Source organism: Streptomyces sp. NPDC004561 (assembly GCF_053602155.1).
The window spans coordinates 1-3,491 of record NZ_JBSGDB010000694.1; the positions used below are offsets into that span (position 1 = coordinate 1).

Sequence of the window (3,491 nt, forward strand, 5' to 3'; positions counted from 1 at the left end):
GCCAGCTGCGGGTGCTCCGCCAGCTCGTGCAGATCCCTGAGCCGCGCACAGGCGAGGCCCGCCTTCTCCAGGCGGGCGACGGCCTCGTCGGCGTCCAGCACGCCGAGCGCGCGCGCCACCAGCTCGTCCGTCCGCTCCCGGTTGGCCACCCGTGCCGCGTTCGTGGCGTACGCCGGGTCGGTGCCCAGTTCGGGGCGGCCCATCACCTGCTCGGCCAGCCTCCGCCACTCCCGGTCGTTCTGCACCGACAACAGCACCCGTGCGCCGTCCGCCGTCGAATACGCGTCGTACGGCGCGATGACGGCGTGGGCGAGCCCGGTGCGGGCCGGGGGCTCCCCGTCGTGCATCGTGTGGTGCAGCGGATGCCCCATCCACTCGGCGAGCGCCTCCAGCATGGACACCTCCACCGGCCCGCCCCGCCCGGTGGTGCCACGGCGGACGAGAGCCGCCAGCACGCCCGAGAACGCGTACATGGCCGCGGCGATGTCCGCCGCCGGGACCCCCGCCTTCACCGGCCGCTCCGGCGTCCCGGTCACCGAGACGAGCCCCGCCTCGCACTGCACGAGCATGTCGTACGCCCGCTTGTCCGCGTACGGCCCGGAGCCGCCGTAGCCCGAGATGTCCACGGCGACCAGCCTCGGGTGCGCCGCGCACAGCGTGGCCGCGTCGAGGCCCAGCCGGGCCGCCGCGCCGTGCGCGAGGTTCTGCACGAACACGTCCGCGTCCTCGATCAGCCGCCGGACGACCTCCAGGCCGCGCGGGTCCTTCAGATCCAGGGCGATGGACTCCTTGCCGCGGTTGCACCACACGAAGTGCGAGGCCAGGCCGGCGGCCGCGGTGTCGTAGCCGCGCGCGAAGTCGCCGCCGTCGACCCGCTCCACCTTGATGACCCGGGCGCCCAGGTCGGCGAGCTGCCGGGTCGCGAAGGGCGCGGCCACGGCCTGTTCGACGGCGACGACGGTGATGCCCTCCAGGGGCAGCGGGAGATGGTCCATGGGGTGGATGATCTCCCCTGACCGGCGGCTCTGTCAGCAGCCGGTCACCGCCGCCCGTGGGCGGGACGGCGCACGGCGGTCGGTGCCGCCAGTGTGCCGACGGGCGGCGTGGGGAAGGCTCACCCCCTCCCACTCCGGGGTGGCACGCCGTCACGGGGTGGGGCGGATCCGATGACGGGAGGTCCCGTCGGGGAGGTGGGGGCCGCCTTGGAACCGCTGATGCCGGACGACCCCCGCCAGGTCGGCCGCTACCGCGTCCTCGCCCGGCTGGGCAGCGGCGGTATGGGCCGCGTCTACCTGGCCCGGTCGCCCGCGAACGAGCAGGTCGCGCTGAAGGTGATCCGGCCCGACGTCGCGGGCGAGCCCACCTTCCGCAGGCGCTTCGCCCGGGAGGTCGCCGCCTCCCGCTCGGTGAGCGGCCCGTTCACCGCCGGAGTCGTCGACGCCGACCCCGACGGGTCCCCGCCCTGGCTGGCGACCGCCTACATCCCCGGCCCCTCGCTGCACGAGGCGGTGCGCGCCGGGGGCGCGCTGCCCGACGCCTTCGTGCGTGACCTGGGCGTCGGGCTGGTCCACGCGCTCACCGCCGTCCACGCGGCGGGCGTGGTGCACCGCGACCTCAAGCCCGGCAACGTGCTCCTCGCGGCCGACGGCCCGCGCGTCATCGACTTCGGCATCTCGCGGGTGGCCGAGGCCAGCGCACTGACCAGCACCGGGACCACGATGGGTTCCCCGGGATACATCGCGCCCGAGCAGATCCGCGGCGAGGGCACGGGACCGGCCGCCGACGTCTTCTCCCTCGGGGCGGTCCTTGTCTTCGCGTCCAGCGGCGCCGGGCCGTTCGGCGAGGGTACGGTCCACCTCCTGCTGTACCGCATCATGCACGAGGAGCCGTATCTGGACGCGGTGCCCGACTGGCTGCACGGCCTCGTCGCCTCCTGCCTCGACAAGGAGGCGGCGCGGCGTCCCGGCCTGGGCGAGGTCGGGACGACGCTCGGCGCCGGACGGCCGGCGACCGCGCTCTTCGGACCGCACTGGCCGGCCCACCTGGCGGCGGTGGCCCCCGCGGGGGACCCGCGGCACATCCTCGTCCGGACGACGATCGGGCACGACGCGGACCGCCACGCCACCTCGGCCGGGCCGCGGCCCGCCGCGTCCGAGCCCGGCCCCGACTCCGGCCTCCCCGCCACGGACCCCGGCCCCGGTCCCCGGACGCCGGCCCCCGCCCCCGGCCGACGGCGCCTGCTGGCGGCCGCGGCCGGACTCACGGCCGGCGCCGCCCTGGGCTTCACCGGCTGGCGGCTGCTGGACGACGGCCGACCGCCACCGCCCGGCACGCGGCTGTGGCGCTTCCCGGTCACCGGCGTCCTCCTCAACTACCCGCAGGTCGCGGGCGATCTGGTGTACGCGGCGAGCAACGACGGCACCCTCTACGCCGTCGACGCGGCCACGGGCCGGCGGCGCTGGTCCTACACGACCGGCGCGGCCCTCGGCTCCGCCCCGTGCGTCCTCGGCGGAGTCGCCTACCTCGGCGGCGACGACGGCAGGCTGTACGCACTCGACGCCAGGACCGGCGCGGTGCGCTGGACGTTCCGGACCGGCGGCATCGTGCACTCGCCGGTGGTGGCAGGCGGCGTGGCGTACGTCGGCAGTTCCGACGGATACCTCTACGCCGTCCACACGTCCGACGGCAGCCGTCTGTGGCGGTTCCGCACGGGCCACGACACCCACTCCCCGGCGGTCGACGAGCAGACCGTCTACGTCGGCTGCAGCGACACCCGTCTGTACGCCGTCGACGCCTACGCCGGCACCGAGCGCTGGACGTTCACCACGGCCGGTGCCGTCTCCTGGTTCCCCGTGGTGGCGGGCGGACTGGTGTACTTCGCCGGCACCGACCGGACCCTCTACGCCGTGCGCGCCGCCACGGGCCGGCAGGTGTGGCGGGTGGGCGGGATCACCGACAAGACCGGCCCGGTCGTGGCCCGCGGCACGGTCTACTGCGGCAGCGGCCACCAGCTGCTCGCACGGGACGCCGCGACAGGCGGCAGACGTTGGTCGCTGACCACCGGCGGCGAGGTGTGCGCGCCCGCGGTCGCGCACGGCACCGTGTACGTGGGCAGCGGCGACCAGCGGCTGTACGCCGTCGACGCCGACAGCGGCGCGCGGCGCTGGACCTTCAGCGCGGGAGCGGAGGTGCACCCCCCGACGGCCACCACGGAGGCCGTGTACTTCGGCGGCGCCGACAACCAGCTCTACGCCGTACGCATCTGACACTCCGCGCCCCGCGCGCCGGTGCCACACCCCGTGCGCCTGCAACCGGCCGGCCACGGTCCGTGTCTGAAACGGTGCGTGGCGTACGGCTGGAGCTTCCGCACGGTCGGGGTGGGTGCGGCGCTCCCGTGGGGGGGTGCCCCTATGTCTTTGGTCAAGGTGGTCGGGTCGGTGTCGGGTGGGGTCTGGCAGTGTGGCTGTCGTGAGTGATGACGCGCCTGTTCG

Annotated in this window: 2 protein-coding genes; one reads left to right on the plus strand and one right to left on the minus strand. The window is 75.5% G+C overall.

What is annotated here, in order from left to right; translation table 11 throughout:
* Positions 1–995 (minus strand): CaiB/BaiF CoA transferase family protein (locus ACWEN3_RS43705; protein ID WP_452983493.1); only part of this gene is annotated, 995 nt, incomplete at its 3' end.
* Between the two features lie 207 nt (positions 996–1,202).
* On the opposite strand from ACWEN3_RS43705, the gene ACWEN3_RS43710 reads away from it, so the two are divergent.
* Positions 1,203–3,266, plus strand: coding sequence for an outer membrane protein assembly factor BamB family protein (locus ACWEN3_RS43710; protein WP_452983496.1), 2,064 nt, complete (start codon positions 1,203–1,205; stop codon positions 3,264–3,266).
* Positions 3,267–3,491: the final 225 nt, after the last annotated feature.